At 70.9% G+C, this 16,430-nt stretch carries 19 protein-coding genes; 9 read left to right on the forward strand and 10 right to left on the reverse strand.

Annotated features, from left to right (window positions below; all coding sequences use genetic code 11):
* Window positions 1–17 precede the first annotated feature (17 nt).
* Window positions 18–854: a phosphotransferase enzyme family protein gene (locus M3Q35_RS41575; protein ID WP_273938072.1), complete on the reverse strand. Its 837-nt coding sequence runs from the start codon at window positions 852–854 to the stop codon at window positions 18–20.
* Window positions 855–984: 130 nt separating this feature from the next.
* On the opposite strand from M3Q35_RS41575, the gene ctaD reads away from it, so the two are divergent.
* From ctaD to M3Q35_RS41610, 7 genes are all read left to right on the forward strand, one after another.
* Window positions 985–2,727 carry an aa3-type cytochrome oxidase subunit I gene (gene ctaD / locus M3Q35_RS41580; RefSeq protein ID WP_273944673.1) on the forward strand — a complete coding sequence of 581 codons (1,743 nt, stop codon included), beginning with the start codon at window positions 985–987 and terminating at the stop codon, window positions 2,725–2,727.
* Between the two features lie 83 nt (window positions 2,728–2,810).
* Complete coding sequence (gene serB / locus M3Q35_RS41585) at window positions 2,811–4,037, forward strand: phosphoserine phosphatase SerB (protein ID WP_273938073.1); 1,227 nt, start codon at window positions 2,811–2,813, stop codon at window positions 4,035–4,037.
* On the forward strand, window positions 4,034–4,795 hold the full coding sequence (locus tag M3Q35_RS41590; RefSeq protein WP_273938074.1) for an aminoacyl-tRNA hydrolase: 762 nt from the start codon (window positions 4,034–4,036) through the stop codon (window positions 4,793–4,795). Before serB ends, M3Q35_RS41590 begins: the two co-directional genes overlap by 4 nt.
* Entirely contained in the window at window positions 4,792–5,148 is a 357-nt protein-coding gene (locus M3Q35_RS41595) for an OsmC family protein (protein WP_273938075.1), read from the forward strand. Before M3Q35_RS41590 ends, M3Q35_RS41595 begins: the two co-directional genes overlap by 4 nt.
* 166 nt (window positions 5,149–5,314) lie before the next feature.
* Window positions 5,315–5,827 carry a DUF2231 domain-containing protein gene (locus tag M3Q35_RS41600; protein WP_273938076.1) on the forward strand — a complete coding sequence of 171 codons (513 nt, stop codon included), beginning with the start codon at window positions 5,315–5,317 and terminating at the stop codon, window positions 5,825–5,827.
* Between the two features lie 35 nt (window positions 5,828–5,862).
* Complete coding sequence (locus M3Q35_RS41605; RefSeq protein ID WP_273938078.1) at window positions 5,863–6,300, forward strand: hypothetical protein; 438 nt, start codon at window positions 5,863–5,865, stop codon at window positions 6,298–6,300.
* Window positions 6,301–6,486: 186 nt separating this feature from the next.
* Window positions 6,487–7,239, forward strand: coding sequence for a dienelactone hydrolase family protein (locus M3Q35_RS41610; RefSeq protein ID WP_273938079.1), 753 nt, complete (start codon window positions 6,487–6,489; stop codon window positions 7,237–7,239).
* Here M3Q35_RS41610 and M3Q35_RS41615 read toward each other — a convergent pair.
* The 7 genes from M3Q35_RS41615 to M3Q35_RS41645 all read right to left on the reverse strand — a co-directional run bounded on the left by M3Q35_RS41615 (window position 7,236) and on the right by M3Q35_RS41645 (window position 12,297).
* On the reverse strand, window positions 7,236–9,266 hold the full coding sequence (locus M3Q35_RS41615; protein WP_273938080.1) for an ATP-dependent DNA helicase: 2,031 nt from the start codon (window positions 9,264–9,266) through the stop codon (window positions 7,236–7,238). The genes M3Q35_RS41610 and M3Q35_RS41615 overlap by 4 nt on opposite strands.
* Window positions 9,267–9,298: 32 nt before the next feature.
* Window positions 9,299–9,925 carry a lipoyl(octanoyl) transferase LipB gene (gene lipB / locus M3Q35_RS41620; RefSeq protein WP_273938081.1) on the reverse strand — a complete coding sequence of 209 codons (627 nt, stop codon included), beginning with the start codon at window positions 9,923–9,925 and terminating at the stop codon, window positions 9,299–9,301.
* A 5-nt stretch (window positions 9,926–9,930) separates the two neighbouring features.
* A complete protein-coding gene (locus tag M3Q35_RS41625) occupies window positions 9,931–10,320 on the reverse strand; it encodes a type II toxin-antitoxin system VapC family toxin (RefSeq protein WP_273938082.1) in 390 nt (129 codons plus the stop codon).
* Entirely contained in the window at window positions 10,317–10,580 is a 264-nt protein-coding gene (locus M3Q35_RS41630; protein WP_273938083.1) for a type II toxin-antitoxin system Phd/YefM family antitoxin, read from the reverse strand. The genes M3Q35_RS41625 and M3Q35_RS41630 overlap by 4 nt, the downstream gene beginning before the upstream one ends.
* Window positions 10,581–10,613: 33 nt before the next feature.
* Window positions 10,614–11,201, reverse strand: a complete 588-nt coding sequence (locus M3Q35_RS41635; protein WP_273938084.1) for a biotin transporter BioY — start codon at window positions 11,199–11,201, stop codon at window positions 10,614–10,616.
* A 71-nt stretch (window positions 11,202–11,272) separates the two neighbouring features.
* A complete protein-coding gene (locus M3Q35_RS41640) occupies window positions 11,273–11,902 on the reverse strand; it encodes a glycosyltransferase (RefSeq protein WP_273944675.1) in 630 nt (209 codons plus the stop codon).
* A 2-nt stretch (window positions 11,903–11,904) separates the two neighbouring features.
* A complete protein-coding gene (locus tag M3Q35_RS41645; protein WP_273938085.1) occupies window positions 11,905–12,297 on the reverse strand; it encodes a hypothetical protein in 393 nt (130 codons plus the stop codon).
* 294 nt (window positions 12,298–12,591) lie between these two features.
* On the opposite strand from M3Q35_RS41645, the gene wecB reads away from it, so the two are divergent.
* Both wecB and M3Q35_RS41655 read left to right on the forward strand, forming a co-directional pair.
* Entirely contained in the window at window positions 12,592–13,755 is a 1,164-nt protein-coding gene (wecB, locus tag M3Q35_RS41650; protein ID WP_273938086.1) for a non-hydrolyzing UDP-N-acetylglucosamine 2-epimerase, read from the forward strand.
* A gap of 101 nt (window positions 13,756–13,856) precedes the next feature.
* Window positions 13,857–14,504, forward strand: coding sequence for a choice-of-anchor P family protein (locus M3Q35_RS41655; RefSeq protein ID WP_273938087.1), 648 nt, complete (start codon window positions 13,857–13,859; stop codon window positions 14,502–14,504).
* A gap of 30 nt (window positions 14,505–14,534) precedes the next feature.
* On the opposite strand, the gene M3Q35_RS41660 is transcribed toward M3Q35_RS41655, so the two are convergent.
* Together M3Q35_RS41660 and M3Q35_RS41665 are read right to left on the reverse strand one after the other, a co-directional pair.
* Entirely contained in the window at window positions 14,535–15,104 is a 570-nt protein-coding gene (locus M3Q35_RS41660) for an isochorismatase family protein (RefSeq protein WP_273938088.1), read from the reverse strand.
* Window positions 15,105–15,112: 8 nt separating this feature from the next.
* A complete protein-coding gene (locus M3Q35_RS41665; protein WP_273938089.1) occupies window positions 15,113–16,396 on the reverse strand; it encodes a nicotinate phosphoribosyltransferase in 1,284 nt (427 codons plus the stop codon).
* Window positions 16,397–16,430: the final 34 nt, after the last annotated feature.

A 16,430-nucleotide genomic window follows, 5' to 3' on the forward strand; every position in this document is an offset into this window, starting at 1 on the left:
GTACCACATGCGCTCCCTCACCGATACCCCGGCGAATGGGCGGCGAGCCAGCGGGACAGGTCGGCTTCGGCCTCGGCCTGGCGGGCCGGGTCGCGCAGTACGGCGGCGTGCCGCCAGATCTGCACCTGGAGCCACCGGATCTCGCGGCAGACGGCCACCAGTTCGGCGTCGTACGAGCCGGGGTAGGCGTCCAGCGCCTGCGCGCCGTCCAGCAGCGAGGTTCTGGCCATCACGGCCAGGTCCCACTCCAGCGGCCCGCGCCACGTGTCCTCGAAGTCGTTCCAGACCAGGCCGTCCGCCGTCACCAGCACGTTGCCCGGGTGGGCGTCGCCGTGCAGCGCCTGCCCACCGCCCGGCAGCAATGCCGACAGCCGCGCATGCTCCGCCCGCAGTGCTTCGGCATGCGCGCCGAGCAGCGGCAACCCGAGCAGCACGTCGTCCAGCGGACCCGACACGGGCAGCGGGCCGGCGTAGTCGGCCAACGCCCCGTGAAGATCGGCCAACGACTCGGCGAACTCGGCGGGCTTGATCGATGCAGCGGGGTCATGCGGCACGAAACGCCAGAACGTCATCGTCTGGCCGGCATGCTCGACCGGACCGCGCGGCAGGTCAGAGCTGGGGGCGACGACCGGAAAGCCGTGTCCGAGTAGGTGATCCACCAGGGCGATCTCGCGGTCGAACCAGTCGGCGACCGGCCGGCGAACCAGCCCCGTGGTGCCGGCGACGCGGGCCACGACCGGCGCCGGCCGCAGGTGGACCAGCACGTTGCTGCCGTTCTTGAGCACCGCGGGCTCGGCCGACCGCACGCCGTGGGCCGCGGCGAAGGAGACCGCCGCCCGAATCGCCTGTTCCATGCCGGAACATGCTGTCACGCGCCGTGACGGGGGTCACTCGATTTCCCCAGTGCCGGCCCAGCCGAGCTGACCTGATCTCGCCGGTCTACCATCCTGATGGTTTCCCGAGATGACACTGGCTGGAGGCATCGTGACGGCCGTAGCACCGCAGCCGATCGCTACGCGTCCTTATCCGACGCGCACGACGGTGAAGGGTTCCCTCCTGCTGCGGTTGTTCCGTACTACGGACCACAAGCAGATCGGAATCATGTACCTGGTCACCTCGTTCGTCTTCTTCATGGTGGGCGGCGCGATGGCCCTCCTGATGCGGACCGAGCTGGCCCGGCCGGGGCTGCAGTTCCTGTCGCAGGAGCAGTTCAACCAGCTGTTCACCATGCACGGCACGATCATGCTGCTGCTGTACGCGACGCCGATCGTGTTCGGCTTCGCCAACTTCGTGCTGCCGCTGCAGATCGGCTCGCCCGACGTGGCCTTCCCGCGGCTGAACGCGTTCGCCTACTGGGCCTACCTGTTCGGCGGCACCATCGTGGTGGCCGGCTTCCTGACCCCGGGCGGCGCGGCCGACTTCGGCTGGTTCGCCTACACCCCGCTGTCGGACATGGTCCACTCGCCGGGCGTCGGCGCCGACATGTGGATCACCGGTCTGATCCTGTCCGGCCTCGGCACCATCCTCGGCGGCGTCAACATGATCACCACGGTGGTCTGCCTGCGCGCCCCCGGCATGACCATGTTCCGGATGCCGATCTTCACCTGGAACATCCTGGTCACCTCGATCCTGGTGCTGCTGGCCTTCCCGATCCTGACCGCCGCCCTGTTCGGCCTGCTGGCCGACCGGCACCTCGGCGCGCACGTGTTCGACCCGGCCAACGGCGGCGTGATCCTCTGGCAGCACCTGTTCTGGTTCTTCGGCCATCCCGAGGTCTACATCGTCGCGCTGCCGTTCTTCGGCATCGTGTCCGAGATCTTCCCGGTGTTCAGCCGCAAGCCGCTGTTCGGCTACAAGGGCCTGATCTACGCCACGCTGGGCATCGCCGCCCTTTCGGTCACGGTGTGGGCCCACCACATGTACGCCACCGGCGCGGTGCTGCTGCCGTTCTTCTCCTTCATGACCTTCCTGATCGCGGTCCCGACCGGTGTGAAGTTCTTCAACTGGATCGGCACCATGTGGAAGGGGCAGCTGACCTTCGAGACGCCGATGCTGTTCAGCGTCGGCTTCCTGATCACCTTCCTCTTCGGCGGCCTGACCGGCGTGCTGCTGGCCGCGCCGGCCATCGACTTCCACGTCTCCGACTCGTACTTCGTGGTGGCGCACTTCCACTACGTGCTCTTCGGCACCATCGTGTTCGCCACCTACGCGGGCATCTACTTCTGGTTCCCGAAGATCACCGGCCGGATGCTGGACGAGGGCCTTGGCAAGCTGCACTTCTGGACCACGTTCATCGGCTTCCACACCACCTTCCTGGTCCAGCACTGGCTGGGTGCCGAGGGCATGCCCCGCCGGTACGCCGACTACCTGTCCAGCGACGGCTTCACCACGCTGAACACGGTGTCCACCATCGGCGCGTACATCCTGGGCGCCTCCACCCTGCCGTTCCTGTGGAACGTGTTCCGCAGCTATCGGTACGGCGAGGTCGTCGAGGTGGACGACCCGTGGGGCTACTGCAACTCGCTGGAGTGGGCGACCTCCTGCCCGCCGCCGCGGCACAACTTCACCTCGCTGCCCCGGATCCGCTCCGAGCGCCCGGCGTTCGAGCTGCACTACCCGCACATGGTCGAGCGGCTGCGGCTGGAGGCCGAGTACGGCCACATCCCGGCCCCGTCCGAGGCGCTCACCGCGGCCGTCACGGGTAGCGACGACCCGACGGAGAAGTGACCGTCAGCTGAACATGTGAACAAGCGGGCCCCGGTGATCACGGACACACCGGGGCCCGGTTGTATTTCCGGCAAACTGTCCGGGTGACCAGTTCCCACGCAGCCACGGTCCTGATCACCGTCACCGGACCGGACAAGCCCGGCGTGTCGTCGGTGCTGTTCGCCGTGCTCACCCGGCACGGCGTCGAGGTGCTCGACGTCGAGCAGGTGGTGATCCGGGGCAAGCTGGTGCTGGGTGTGCTGGTCAACGCCGACCGCGACCCCGAGGGCCTCCAGGAGACCGTCGAGCAGGCCATGGCCAGCGTCGCGATGAACGTGGACGTGGAGATCGGGGCCGATCCGCGCAGCTCGTCCCAGCAGGGCTCCAGCCATGTGCTGGTCGTGATGGGCCGCCCGGTGACTGCCCGGGCCTTCACCGAGGTCGCCCGCAAGCTGGCCGCGCTCGGCGTGAACATCGACGCCATCCACCGGGTCGCCGACTACCCGGTTACCGGCCTTGAGCTGCGGGTTTCCGTGCCCGACGACACCGCAGAGCAGGACGCCCTGCTGCGCAACGCCGTCGCCGAGATCTCCGCGCGGGTGAACCTGGACGTGGCCGTTGAGCGGGCCGGGCTGACCCGGCGGGCCAAGCGCCTGGTCGTGTTCGACGTCGACTCCACGCTCGTGCAGGGCGAGGTCATCGAGATGCTGGCCGCGCGGGCCGGCTGCGAGGACAAGGTCCGCGAGATCACCGAGGCCGCCATGCGCGGCGAGCTGGACTTCGCTCAGTCGTTGGAGCGGCGGGTCGCGCTGCTGGCCGGGCTGCCCGAGACGGTGCTGGACGACGTCGCCGCCCAGCTCGAGCTCACCCCCGGCGCCCGCACCACCGTCCGCACGCTCAAGCGGCTCGGCTTCCGCTGCGGCGTCGTCTCCGGCGGCTTCACCCGGGTCATCCGGGGCCTGGCCGACGAGCTCGGGCTCGACTTCTGCATGGCCAACCAGCTCGAGGTGGCCGACGGACGGCTCACCGGGCGCACCACCGGCCGGGTCATCGACCGCGCCGGCAAGGCCCAGGCCCTGCGGGAGTTCGCCGACGCGTACCACATCCCGCTGGCCCAGTGCGTCGCAGTCGGCGACGGGGCCAACGACATCGACATGCTGTCAGCCGCCGGCATGGGCGTCGCCTTCAACGCCAAGCCCGCCCTGCGCGAGGTCGCCGACGCCGCCCTGTCGCACCCGTTCCTCGACGCCGTGCTCTTCGTGCTCGGCGTCACCCGCGCCGAGGTCGAGGCGGCCGACGCCGCCGACGGTCTGGAACCATTGCGACTGTGAACGTGCTTCAACCGCTTGCCGATCGTTACGCCTGGTGGCTCCGTCGGCCCGCCCCGCAGGACACCTCCGACGAGGATCCGGCGGAGGTACGGGCCATGCCGATCGTGCTGCGCATCGAGAAGGCCGCGCCGCCCGCGCGGACGGCGTTGCTGGAGGCGGCCGCGGCGGCGGCGATCGCCGTCTGCCTCGATCCGCGGGCCACGGAGCCCGAGGGGGAGTGGCACGCCGACGTGGCGGCGTGGATCGACGGCCGGATCCGGAAGGTGTCGCGGCGGGCCCGCGGGGCGCACTGGGAGGCCGTGCAGGCGTTGCCCGGTGTGACCGTGCGGGTCGGGGACGCCGAGGCACGGGCGTTGCTGCCGTGGAAGGTGGCCGAGACGCCGTACGAGGTGAAGCGGCTCCAGATCACCGGCAGTGAGCTGCCCGTCGACGAGCCCGGTCCGGCGGCGGACGGCGTTCCGGTGCTGTGGATCAATCCCGATGTGCCGATGACCGCCGGCAAGGCCGCCGCCCAGGTCGGGCACGCCACCATGCTGCTCGCGGCCCTGTTGCCACCGGCCGAGCTGGAAGCCTGGCAAGCCGCCGGATTCCCTTGTGCAGTCAGGACTCCCGAGCCCGCCGACTGGAAGCTCCTGGTCCCCGGCGACGATCCCGCCGGCGCCTGGCAGTCCCGCGGCGTCGTCGCCGTCCGGGACGCCGGCTTCACTGAAGTCGCTCCCGGCACGGTCACCGTCGTCGCGCAGCGGGCCTCGTCGTGACCGTCTCCGTCCGACGGGTCGGCGACGGTCGCTTCGTCGCCACCGCGCCCGGCGGTGCCACGGTCGAGATCGGCGGCGACGGCTTCTCACCCGTCCAGCTGCTCGAAGCCGCCCTCGCCGCCTGTGCGGCCATGACCGCCGAGCAGCTCATCGTCCGTCGCACCCATGCCGACTTCACCGTCACCGCCACGGGCGACGAGGCCGCCCATGAGCTCCGCAGCGTCGACCTCGCCTTCGACCTGCCGGCCGACGAGCCGCTGGCCACCGTCATCCCCCGGGCCGTGGCCCGCGAGTGCAAGGTCAGCCGCACCGTCGAGCACGGCGCCCCGGTCACGGTCCGCCTCCAGGACTGAGTAACCGCAGGTAGACCCGGTGTCCTCGCGCGCCTCCGGCCGCGACTGGATAACGCCAACGTTTCTTTCCGAAGAAGGCGTGTACCTCGATCGACTGGCCCCGCTTGACGGTCGGAGGTAATAAGACCAAAATTCGCTGGCGAAACTCGGCGTGTGGAGGTCGACGATGACCAACGAGGTGCAGCAGGCGAAACGGCCGGTGAGCGCGGCCCTGGCCGGCCCGTACGGCCACCCGTTCCATCCGATGCTGGTCACGGTGCCGATCGGGGCGTGGGTGGCGGCGCTGGTGTTCGACATCGCGTCTCGCTTCGTGGCCGAGCCGGCCTTCCTCGTCGCGGGATCGCTGTGGCTGATCGGGATCGGCGTGCTGGGCGCGCTGGCCGCGGCGATGGTCGGCTTCCTGGACCTGTTCGCGATCCCCACCGGCACGCCGGCCTTCCGCACCGGGCTGACCCACATGAGCCTGAACCTGACGGTCACCGTCGGCTACGTGGCGAACTTCCTGTGGCGGCGGGCCGCGGACACCGTGAACGGCCCGGTCGGCCTCGGCCCGCTGCTGCTGTCGGTGGTCTGCCTGCTGCTACTGGCCGCGGCCGGCTACCTCGGCGGCAAGCTCGCCTACCACTACGGCGTCCGGGTGGCCGACGAAGCCACCCAGGCCGACGGCTTCCGCCGCTGACTTTCCCTTCCCACCACGGAACAAGGAGTACCGACATGGCCATCACCGCACTGATCACCTGGCTGCTCACCGCCATCGGCGGCTTCGTCATGCTGGGCCTGTGGATCGCCAAGGGCGGTCTGCGCCAGCCCCGCACCAGCCACTTCCCGCCCGCGGTGATCTTCGGCCACTTCGCGCTGGCCGCGGCCGGCCTGGTGGTGTGGATCGTGTACCTGCTGCTGGCCACCCGGTCGCTAGCCTGGGTCTCGTTCGTGCTGCTGCTTCCGGTGGCCCTGCTGGGTTTCGTGATGCTGTTCCGCTGGATCCCGGTCTACCGCGCCCGCGCGGCGGTGGCCACCGGCGGCCCGGGCTCGACCGGCGCGGCCGACCAGGCCCCGGCCGAGCGCAGCTTCCCGCTGGTGATCGTGCTCGGCCACGGCCTGTTCGCCGTGATCACGCTGGTGCTGGTGCTGCTGGTCGCGCTCAAGGGCTGAACCCGGAAAACCGGTGGGCCGGATGATCTCCGGCCTGTTAGCCTGCGCGGGACCGCGGCACCAGTCGAGGAGGTGAGACCCATGAACGTTCGCACGTGGGTGCTCCCCTCGTCGTCACGGTCGGGCGCTTGACCTAGTGGTCTCGCCGGGAGCGCCCTCGTAGAGGCACTCCCGAAAGGCACGACCATGACTTCCTTGCGTTTCACCTCCCGTACGACGTCGGACGGCGTCGTCGAGCGCGACTTCACCGTGGGCGAGGTCCCCGGTGTGCTCTGGTCGCCCGCGGCCGGCCCCGATCACGCCCCGGTGGTGCTGATGGGGCACGGCGGCGGCCTGCACAAGAAGACGCCGGCGCAGCGGGCCCGGGCCGTCGACACGGTGACCAGGTGGGGTTTCCATGTGGTGGCCATCGACGCGCCCGGGCACGGCGAACGCCCGCTGTCGGCCGAGGACGAGCAGGTCCGCGACGAGTTCAAGCAGGCCATGAAGACCGGCGACATCGAGCGGTTCCGCAAGGTCAGCGTGGGCTACGCGCTCTCGCTGGCCGAGCGGGCGGTGCCGGAGTGGCAGCGGACCCTGGACGCGGTCCAGGAACTGCCGGAGATCGGCACCGAGGCGCCGATCGGCTACGGCGGCGGCATCTCGCTGGGCACCGCGATCGGGATTCCGTTGGTGGCCGCGGATTCGCGTATCTCAGCGGCCATCTTCGGCGGCGGTTTCTTCGCGTACGAAGAGGAACTCGCGGCGGCGCGGCACATCACGGTCCCCGTGCTGTTCCTACTGCCCTGGGACGACCAGTACGTGGACCGCCAGGACGGCCTGGAGTTGTTCGACGCCTTCGCGTCCAAGGAGAAGACGTTGCACGCCAACCCGGGCGACCATCGCACCATCCGCTGGCACGGGGTCGACGACGGTTTCCTGGCCCGGCATCTCGGCTAGTTCGCCGCGGCGTCCAGGCGTTTGAGGGCGGCGCGCACCACCTCCGGGTCGTGCGTGGTCCAGAACGGCGGCAGCGAAGCACGCAGGAAACCGCCGTAACGGGCGGTGGCCAGCCTCGGATCGAGGATGGCCACCACGCCCTTGTCGTTGGTCGACCGCAGCAGCCGGCCGGCGCCCTGGGCCAGCAGCAGCGCGGCGTGCGTGGCGGCGACGGTGAGGAAACCGTTGCCGCCGCGGGCTTCCACGGCCCGCTGCCGGGCCGAGGCGAGCGGGTCGTCCGGGCGGGGGAACGGAATCCGGTCCACCACAACGAGTTGCAGCGAGTCGCCGGGCACGTCGACGCCCTGCCACAGGGACAGCGTGCCGAACAGGCAGCAGCGCACGTCCTCGGCGAACTTCTTGACCAGCTGGGCGGTCGAGTCCTCGCCCTGGCACAGCACCGGATACTCGATACGGGACCGGATGGCCTCGGTGGCCTGCTTGGCCGCGCGCATCGAGGAGAACAGGCCGAGCGTCCGCCCGCCGGCCGCGTTGACCAGGTCGACGAGCTCGTCCACATAGGCCGGCGGCAGGCCGTCCCGTCCGGGCGTGGGCAGATGCCTTGCCAGGTAAAGGATTCCGCTGCGGCCGTGCTCGAACGGGGAGCCGACGTCCATGCCGCTCCAGCGCGGGCTGCCCAGGTCGGACGGCGCTTCCTTCTCGGTCGCGGTGGCGTCGATCACCGGAACCTGGCTGCTGGCCGGCAATCCCCACTGCCGGGCCAGCGCGTCGAAGGTGCCGCCGAGGGTGAGCGTGGCCGAGGTGAGCACCGTGGTCCGCGGCGCGAACAGCCGCTCCCGGAGCAGGCCGCCGACGCCCAGCGGCGCCACCTTCACGGTCGGCGGCTTGCTGTCGTCACGGAAATCGCCGGCCAGCCACACCACGTCCCGCCGGTGGGCCTCGTCCTCGTCGAACGCCTCCAGCAGCCGCACCGCGGTGTCGTGGATCTCGTCGAGCAGGGCCAGGGCCAGCTTGCGGCCGACCGCGCCCTCGGGATCCTCCTTGCGCTCCGGGCCGAGCGCGGTGATGCAGCGATGCGACGAGTCCCGTACCGCGGCCAGGGCTCCGGCCAGCGCTTTCGGCATCGCGTCGAGCCGGCCGACCGGCATCTCCGACAGCACGATCTCCAGGCCCTCGCCGGCCTCGGACAGCTGGTCGGCGACGTCGTCCTCGATCTGCCGCCCGCAGCGGCGCACGGCGATGGCCAGCGCCGCCGTGGACAGCTCGGCCGTGGCCACCGACGTCACCCGGTCGACCAGGTCGTGCGCCTCGTCCACGATCACCAGATCGTGCTCCGGCAACACCTTGTAGCCCTCGAGCGCGTCGATCGCCAGCAGCGCGTGGTTGGTCACCACCACATCGGCCCGGCCGGCCTCGGCCTTGGCCCGCTCGGCGAAGCAGTCGACGCCGACCGGGCACTTGGACACGCCGAGGCATTCCTTGGCACTGACCGAAAGCTGCCGCCAGGCCTGGTCGCTCACGCCCGGCACCAGCTCATCGCGGTCGCCCGTCTCGGTGTCCGACGACCACTCGTGCAGCCGGGCCACGTCCCGGCCCAGCCGAGAGATCGCGAACGGGTCGAACAGGCCTTCGTCCTCCGGTTCGTCCGGCGCTCCCGAGTGCACCCGGTGCATGCACAGGTAGTTGCGGCGGCCCTTGAGGATCGCGAACGTGGGCTCCCGCCCCAGCGCCTTCTTCAGCGCCCCTGCCAGCCTCGGCAGGTCGCGGTCCACCAGCTGCCGTTGCAACGCGATCGTGGCCGTCGACACCACCACCGTCGCGTCTTCCGCCACCGCGTGCCGCACCGCCGGCACGAGGTAGCCCAACGACTTTCCGGTGCCCGTGCCCGCCTGCACCGCCAGGTGCTCGCCCGTCCGGATCGCCCGCTCGACGGCCAGCGCCATCTCCACCTGCCCGGGCCGCTGCTTGCCGCCGAGGGCTTCCACGGCTTCGGCGAGCAGGTCTTCGACTGAGGGCAGTTCCGGCACGGACAGAACGTTACCCGCAACCCCCGACAGGCTTATGCAGCGCCGAGCGCGTCGGCCACCGCATCCCGCACCGCCGCCTCCGACGGCGTCGAAACTCCCTGCTCCGCAGCCAATTCAGACAGCGAGCACATTGTCACGCCGGGCAGCGCGCAGGCCGTGAAGTCGCGGTACACCGACATGTCCGGGTCCACGTTGACGGCGAACCCGTGGCTGGTCACCCCGCGCCGGATCCGCATGCCGATCGACACCAGCTTGCGGTGGTCCGGCGTCCACACCCCGACCAGGCTGCCCTCGCCGGCCGGCGTGTCCCGGCGGATGGTCGCGAACCCCAACGCCGCCAGCGCCTCGATCAGCCCGTTCTCCACCCACCGCACGATGTCCACCGGCCCGCGCCGACGCACGTCGACCACCAGATACCCGACCAGCTGCCCCGGCCCGTGATACGTGGCGTACCCGCCACGGTCCACCTCAACCAGCTGCATCCCGGTCGGCAGATCCGCCGGATCGGTCCGCGGGCTGTACGTCACCACGGGCGGGTGGCTGAGCAGGAAGAGCCGGTCCTCGGCCCGCCCTTCCTGCCGCTCGGCCACCCACCCGCGCATGTCCGCGGCCGCCCGCTCGTAGTCGACGACCCCGAGATCGACGCGCTGCACGGTCACCGCCTTCAGAGCTTGATGACTTCGAGACCCGGCGTGCCGTCGTAGTCGTCGTCCTGTGTGACCACCGGCAGCCCATGGGCGATCGCGGTGGCCGCGATCCACGAGTCGTTCACGGGCATTCGCCGCCCGGCAGCCCGCAAATCACTTCTCAGCTCAGCCCACGCGACGGCCACCTGATCGTCGACGGGGATCGGCTCGGTCTCCAATGCCTTGGTGAGCGTGCGAAGCCGAGCGGCGCGACTCCGCTCGTCACCGGCGGTGAGCACACCGGCTCGGAGCTCGCCGATGGTGATCGTAGATACCTGATACCGCTGGGGAATGTCGGCTCGCAGCGGCCGACCCGTTTCAACGGCTATGAAGAAGGAGGTGTCCGCAAGGACCGTGCGGGGACTCACTGCCGAGCTGCCTTCTCCCAAGGATCGTCGAGGTCGTCAGTCGTCTCCGGCAGCATCTCGCGCAACTCGTCATACAGTCCGGCGTCGGCGCGGTTCGCCACGATCTCCGAAAGAGTGAGATACGGCCGCCGACGCGGTAACGGGACAAGCCGAGCCACGGGGCGGCCGCTGACGGTGACGGTCAGCTCCTCGCCGGCCTCGACGCGGTGCAGCACCTCACTGGTGTGGTTCCGCAGTTCGCGCAGCGCGATCTCGTCCATGAAACAAGCGTAGCACTGTTGCTACGGGTGTGGTCAGGGCTGCTGGAAGCGGCGGACCAGGGCCCAGGTGCCGGGGAGCAGGCCGGCGGCCAGGGCGATCTTGAGGGCGTCGCCGAGCAGGAACGGCACGACGCCGGCGACGAGGGCGGCGCGGAGGTCCATGCCGGTGGCGACCATGAGCCACGGCACGCCGAAGGCGTAGACGACGAGGTTGCCGAGCGCCATGGTGCCGGCGGTGCGCAACGGGGTGCGGTCGCCGCCGACGCGGGCCAGCGCGCCGACGAGGGCGCTGGCGGCGATGAAGCCGACGAGGTAACCGCCGGTGACGGCGGCCCAGCCGGACGCCCCGCCGGTGAACCACGGCACGCCGGCGAGACCGGCGACGAAGTACAGGGCCAGCGACAGGGCGCCGCGCTGCCAGCCGAGGGCTGCCCCGACGAGCAGGGCGGCGAAGGTCTGGCCGGTGACCGGTACCGGGCTGCCCGGGATGGGCACGGCGATCTGCGCGGCCAACCCGGTCAGCACGGCGCCGGACACCACCAGCGCGACGTTCTTGGCCAGCGCGCCGGGAATGACGTCGGCCAGCACGGCACGCCGTCCGGTCAGGGCGAGCACGGACATCAGGTCCCCTCCTCACAAGTCGACGGAAGTGACCCTAATCGCCGAAACGCGGGGGACAGTTGGGACTTTTCTCACGCGGCCCGGGCTTGGTGGTAGACGAAGGTGTCCCGGGTGAGGCCGGCGTGCCACGCGGCGGACAGGGGGACGCCGCGCCACGGCCGGCCCTCGGGCCCGGCGATCGAGTCGAGTGCGGACAGCCGGATGAACTGTCCGTTGCCGCACAAGGGTTTGCTGTCGTTGCGACGGGTGCTGAGCCAACCGAGCCAGCCCCGCCGCGGGGTGCTGGACCGCACGTCGACCTGCACGGAGCCCATGCGCGGATCATCGAAGTGGGCGGCGGTCAGCTCGAGGCAGTTCCACAGTGGACGGCTGTCGGCGTCGAGCACCACGACCACGGCGCGCGACGGCGCGGCATGCCGGCCCTGCCACGTCTTCAGGGCCCGGTAAGCGGCGTTGAGGGCGTCCTCCTTCCCGGTCCGTGCCTGCGGCCGGTAGCGCTGCACGAGGTGGATGTGCCGACCCTCGACACGGCGAAGGTTCCGCACCACGGTGGCGGTGCGGTCGTCGGAGCCGTCGTCGACGACCCAGACGTGCGCGGCCCGGAAACGCTGCCGCAGGTACGTCATGGTCGCCCCGATGACGGCCTGCTCGTCCCGGCACGGCACGAAGAAGTGCCACTCCAGCTTGGTCGGATCGCCCATGGTCACGGCCTTTCCCGGCGTACGGTCAACCAGCAGAACAACACCACCGCCGCCACGCCGCCGCCCACGTCGGCCGAGGGGCCCAGCAAAACTGTGAGCTGGTCGAACGCCACCAACGTCACGGTGGTGCATCCCAGCGCCACCAACGTCTTGCCGGTGATGCGGGGGATCAGCGCGACCAGCACCGAGCTGAGCAGCAGCAGCGGCACCAGCATCTGGGCCGAGGAGCCCAGCTGTCCTATGTGGACGGATGGGCTGGCCAGCCGGGCCACGGCCAGCTCGACGCCCTGGTAGGGGCGATGGGCGAGCACCAGTCCGGCGGCCGCCGCGACCAGCAGCACCGCGACGGCACGGGCCGCGGGCGCCCGGCGGTGCGGGGTTGTCACAGCTGTCACGCGTGGTCCTTTCACGTTCGCATCGGTGCAGGTATCGGGACGGACTCCGTTCCGCTGAACGGCCGGATCGGGTGGCCAGGTGACGCTGGACCGGCTGATATCGGCACACTGCGTAACGACTGCTGGGCGAAACGGCTGAACGTTGTCCCTCGTGTGGGTCGCTGGGCTTTGCCTATTTCGGGTGAAGGTTGATAGTCCAAAGCCGCGGGTGATCACTGCACCCCGCGTCCCCGGAAGCCCCAGACCCTGTCGGGAGAAACCATGCCCACCCGGGACATGTGAGGAGCCGAACCATTGAGCACCGAAGTGCTGTTGCTGGCCGGGACCCGGCCGGAGGCACTCAAGGCCGCGCCGGTGGCCAAGGCGCTGGCCGGCCATCCCCTGCTGCGTCCGATGATCGTGCACAGCGGTCAGCACGTCGGCATGGTCGAGCAGGCGCTGTCCGCCTTCGACCTGCGCCCGGACGCGTTCGTGCCGCTGCGCCGCGAGATCGGCAGCCAGGCCGAGCTGGTCGCCGGCATGCTGCGCCGGCTGGACGAGCTGATCGTGCGCCGCCGCCCGGCGGCGGTGATGGTGCAGGGCGACACGTCCACCGCACTGGCCGGCGCGCTGGCCGGGTTCTGGCGTGGCGTGCCCGTCGCGCACCTGGGCGCCGGCCTGCGCACCGGCGACCTGACCGCGCCCTTCCCCGAGGAGGGCAACCGGCAGATGATCTCGCGCATCGCCGCGCTGCACCTCGCGCCGACCGAGGCCGCTGCCCGCACATTGCAGGCCGAGGCCGTGCCGAGCAAGCGCATCACCGTCACCGGCAACACCATTGTGGACGCGCTCGAGTACGTCGCGGCGGCGAAGCTGCCGCCGCGCAGCGAGACCCTGCTCGACCTGGAGGCGCGCGTCAGCGCCGACGGTGCCCGGATCGTGCTGGTCACCATGCACCGCCGCGAGTCGTGGGGTGACCCGCTCGACCGGGTGCTCGCCGCCGTACGGTCCATGGTGGACCGTCACCCTGACATTCACGTCCTGCTGCCGGCCCACCCGAATCCGGCGGTGCAGGCCCAGGTGTCCGGCGCGTTGCGGGGCCACGACCGGGTCTGGCTGAGTGAGCCGCTGGACTACCCGGACCTGATCCGCGTGCTGCGGCAGACCGCGCTGGTGGTGACCGATTCCGGCGGCCTACAGGAGGAGGCGCCGAGCTTCGGCGTGCCGGTGCTGGTGGTGCGGGACAACACCGACCGCACCGAGGCGGTCGACGCCGGCTACGCCTGGGTGGTCGGCACCGACGACACCCGCATCGTGGCCGAGGCGGACTGGCTGCTGGGCTCGCACCTGCGGCTGCCGGCCGGGCACAACCCGTTCGGTGACGGGCAGGCCGGCCATCGGGTGGTGGCCGCGCTCGACCGGCTGTTGGGCACCGGTGGAGTGGGCGCGTGCACCCCCGAATTGGTCGCGCTCCGGTGACCTGTCACTCGTCCGGGTGGCAGTCGCGCCATCGGGTTACATGACGGCGGGCGAGCGCAGATGATCGGACGCGAACGAAGCTCACTCCCGAAGGGACGACAATGTTCAGCAGGAGCGCGCGGCGCGTCGGAGCCGGGGCGGTCGCGGTGATCGCGGCGATGGCGCTCACGGCGGTTCCGGCCGGGGCGACGCCGCTTGGCCAGACCTCGCTGGGGCAGGTCGACGTGACCAGGGCCGGCCGCCCGGTCACCGTGCCGCCCATCGCGCAGTGCGACGTCACCGCCGACCAGCAGAACTCCAGCAACGGCACCCATGCCTACGGTGTCGCCACGTTCGGCGCCGGCACCACCACGTGCACCAGGGACGACGGCGCCAGGACGGCCAAGATGCAGGCCGCCGGCGACGGCTTCGACCTGACCGCGCTGGTGCCCTACGGCGGCCCGGAGATCAAGCTGTCCAACTACTCGGCCAGCTGCGCGGCGACGACCACCAGCACGACCGCGAACTTCCAGTTCAGCGGCCTCCAGGGAGTCACGGCGCCGAAGCCGATCCCGGCCAACTACACCACCACGGTCGGCCCGGCCGACAACCCGAGGGCCCGCATCACCTTCAACGAGGTGATCCAGGCCCAGCCCAACGACGGCAGCGTGACCATCAACATGCTGCACATCGTGCTGTACCCCAACGGGGACGGACCGATGAGCGGCGAGATCATCGTCGGCCACGCCGCCTGCTCGCCCGTGTCGTGACGGCTCGCTGTTCGTGGGGCCTTCGGGGGCTCAGCCGACCCTCGGGGACCCCACGAAGGACACGCCCGCACCTTCGAGCTCGGTGAGCGCGAAGTCGGTGCTCTTCGCGCCGACGGCGGCGGTCAGGTCCAGCAGCACGGTGGTGTGGAAGCCGAGGTCGTGCGCCTCCCGCGCGGTCGCCTTCACGCAGTAGTCGGTCGCGATGCCGACGACCTCCACGCGGTCGACTCCCTTGCCCCGCAACCAGTCGGCCAGCGAGATGCCGTCGGGACCGACGCCCTCGAAGCCGGAGTAGGCGGCCGCGTGCGCGCCCTTGGAGAACACGGCCTCGATCGGGGCCACGTCCAGCGCCGGGTGGAACGACGAGCCGGGCGTGCCGGCCACGCAGTGCACCGGCCAGCTCGACGCGTAGTCCGGCTCCGAGCTGAAGTGCGCGCCCGGGTCCTGGTGGTAGTCGCGGGTCGCCACCACGTGGTCGTAGTTGCTGGCCGCGATGTGCCGGGAGATGTCGGCCGCCACCGCCGCGCCGCCGGCCACCGCCAGCGAGCCGCCCTCGCAGAAGTCGTTCTGCACGTCCACCACGATCAGTGCGGTAGCCATCGGTTGCCTCACAGGAAGGTCGTCGGGATCGCCGGTTCGCCGTGCGAGAGCTTCAGGCCCTCCCACGGCACGCTGACCAGGGCCTGCCGCAGCCGTTCGCGGCTCTGCTCGATGGTCGGCAGGTCGGGCACGGGCTGTCCAGCCCGCACCAGGGGGATCTGGAGGTCGCGGTCGTGCTCGCCCAGGGCCGGCTTGTGGCCTTCGGTGTAGACGACCTCTTCGATGGCCGTGCCGGTCTCGCGGTAGCGGCGCAGCGCGCCCTTGCGGCCGCCGCGGGACTCCTTGTGCGAGCTGCGCTTGGCCACCGGCCGGCCCTCGACCTCCACCAGCTTGTAGACCATGCCCGCGGTCGGCGCGCCCGAGCCGGTCACCAGCGAGGTGCCGACGCCGTAGGCGTCCACCGGCTCGGCCCGCAGCGCCGCGATGGCGTACTCGTCGAGGTCGCCGGAGACGACGATCTTGGTGTTGCGGGCGCCGAGCGCGTCCAGCTGCTCACGGGCCTGCCGGGCCAGCGGGCCGACGTCGCCGGAGTCGATGCGGATCGCGCCCAGCTCCGGGCCGGCCACCTCCACCGCGGTCTGGATGCCCTTGGTGATGTCGTACGTGTCGACCAGCAGCGTCGTGCCCGCGCCCAGCTGCTCGACCTGCGCCTGGAACGCCGCCGCCTCGCTGTCGTGCAGCAGCGTGAAGGCGTGGGCCGAGGTGCCGGCGGTCGGGATGCCGTAGCGGCGGCCCGCCTCCAGGTTCGACGTGGCCGTGAAACCGGCCAGGTAGGAGACGCGGGCCGAGGCCACCGCCGCCTCCTCGTGGGTGCGGCGCGAGCCCATCTCGATCATGCGGCGGCCGTTGGCCGCGGTGACCATGCGGGCCGCCGCCGACGCGATCGCGCTGTCGTGGTTGAGGATCGACAGTGCCAGCGTCTCCAGCACCACGCCGGTCGCGAACGGCGCGCGCACGGTCAGGATCGGCGAGCCCGGGAAGTACAGCTCGCCCTCCGGGTAGCCGTCCACGTCGCCGGTGAACTCGTAGTCGGCGAGCCAGGCCAGCGTCCGCTCGTCCACGACATCGGCCGCCGCCAGCTGGTCCAGCTCGGCCCGGTCGAACCGGAACCGGGTGATCGCGTCCAGCAGCCGGGCGGTGCCGCCGACCACGCCGTAGCGGCGGCCGTCGGGCAGCCTGCGGGCGAAGACCTCGAACACGCATGGCCGGTCCGCGGTGTCGTCGCGCAGCGCGCTGGACAGCATCGTCAGCTCGTAGTGGTCGGTGAGCAGCGCGGTGCTCGTACTGGTCATAGCTGATCAGCCTAATGGGGAACGGCATGACACC

Source organism: Kutzneria chonburiensis, from assembly GCF_028622115.1.
Taxonomy (GTDB): domain Bacteria; phylum Actinomycetota; class Actinomycetes; order Mycobacteriales; family Pseudonocardiaceae; genus Kutzneria; species Kutzneria chonburiensis.

Coding starts and splice junctions, on each gene's coding strand:
- M3Q35_RS41575 (WP_273938072.1), bottom strand. CDS start 854: ATGGAACAGGCGATTCGGGCGGCGGTCTCCTTCGCCGCGGCCCACGGC.
- M3Q35_RS41600 (WP_273938076.1), top strand. CDS start 5,315: ATGACCAACGAGGTGCAGCAGGCGAAACGGCCGGTGAGCGCGGCCCTG.
- M3Q35_RS41605 (WP_273938078.1), top strand. CDS start 5,863: ATGGCCATCACCGCACTGATCACCTGGCTGCTCACCGCCATCGGCGGC.
- M3Q35_RS41610 (WP_273938079.1), top strand. CDS start 6,487: ATGACTTCCTTGCGTTTCACCTCCCGTACGACGTCGGACGGCGTCGTC.
- M3Q35_RS41630 (WP_273938083.1), bottom strand. CDS start 10,580: ATGGACGAGATCGCGCTGCGCGAACTGCGGAACCACACCAGTGAGGTG.
- M3Q35_RS41635 (WP_273938084.1), bottom strand. CDS start 11,201: ATGTCCGTGCTCGCCCTGACCGGACGGCGTGCCGTGCTGGCCGACGTC.
- M3Q35_RS41640 (WP_273944675.1), bottom strand. CDS start 11,902: ATGGGCGATCCGACCAAGCTGGAGTGGCACTTCTTCGTGCCGTGCCGG.
- M3Q35_RS41655 (WP_273938087.1), top strand. CDS start 13,857: ATGTTCAGCAGGAGCGCGCGGCGCGTCGGAGCCGGGGCGGTCGCGGTG.
- M3Q35_RS41660 (WP_273938088.1), bottom strand. CDS start 15,104: ATGGCTACCGCACTGATCGTGGTGGACGTGCAGAACGACTTCTGCGAG.
- M3Q35_RS41665 (WP_273938089.1), bottom strand. CDS start 16,396: ATGACCAGTACGAGCACCGCGCTGCTCACCGACCACTACGAGCTGACG.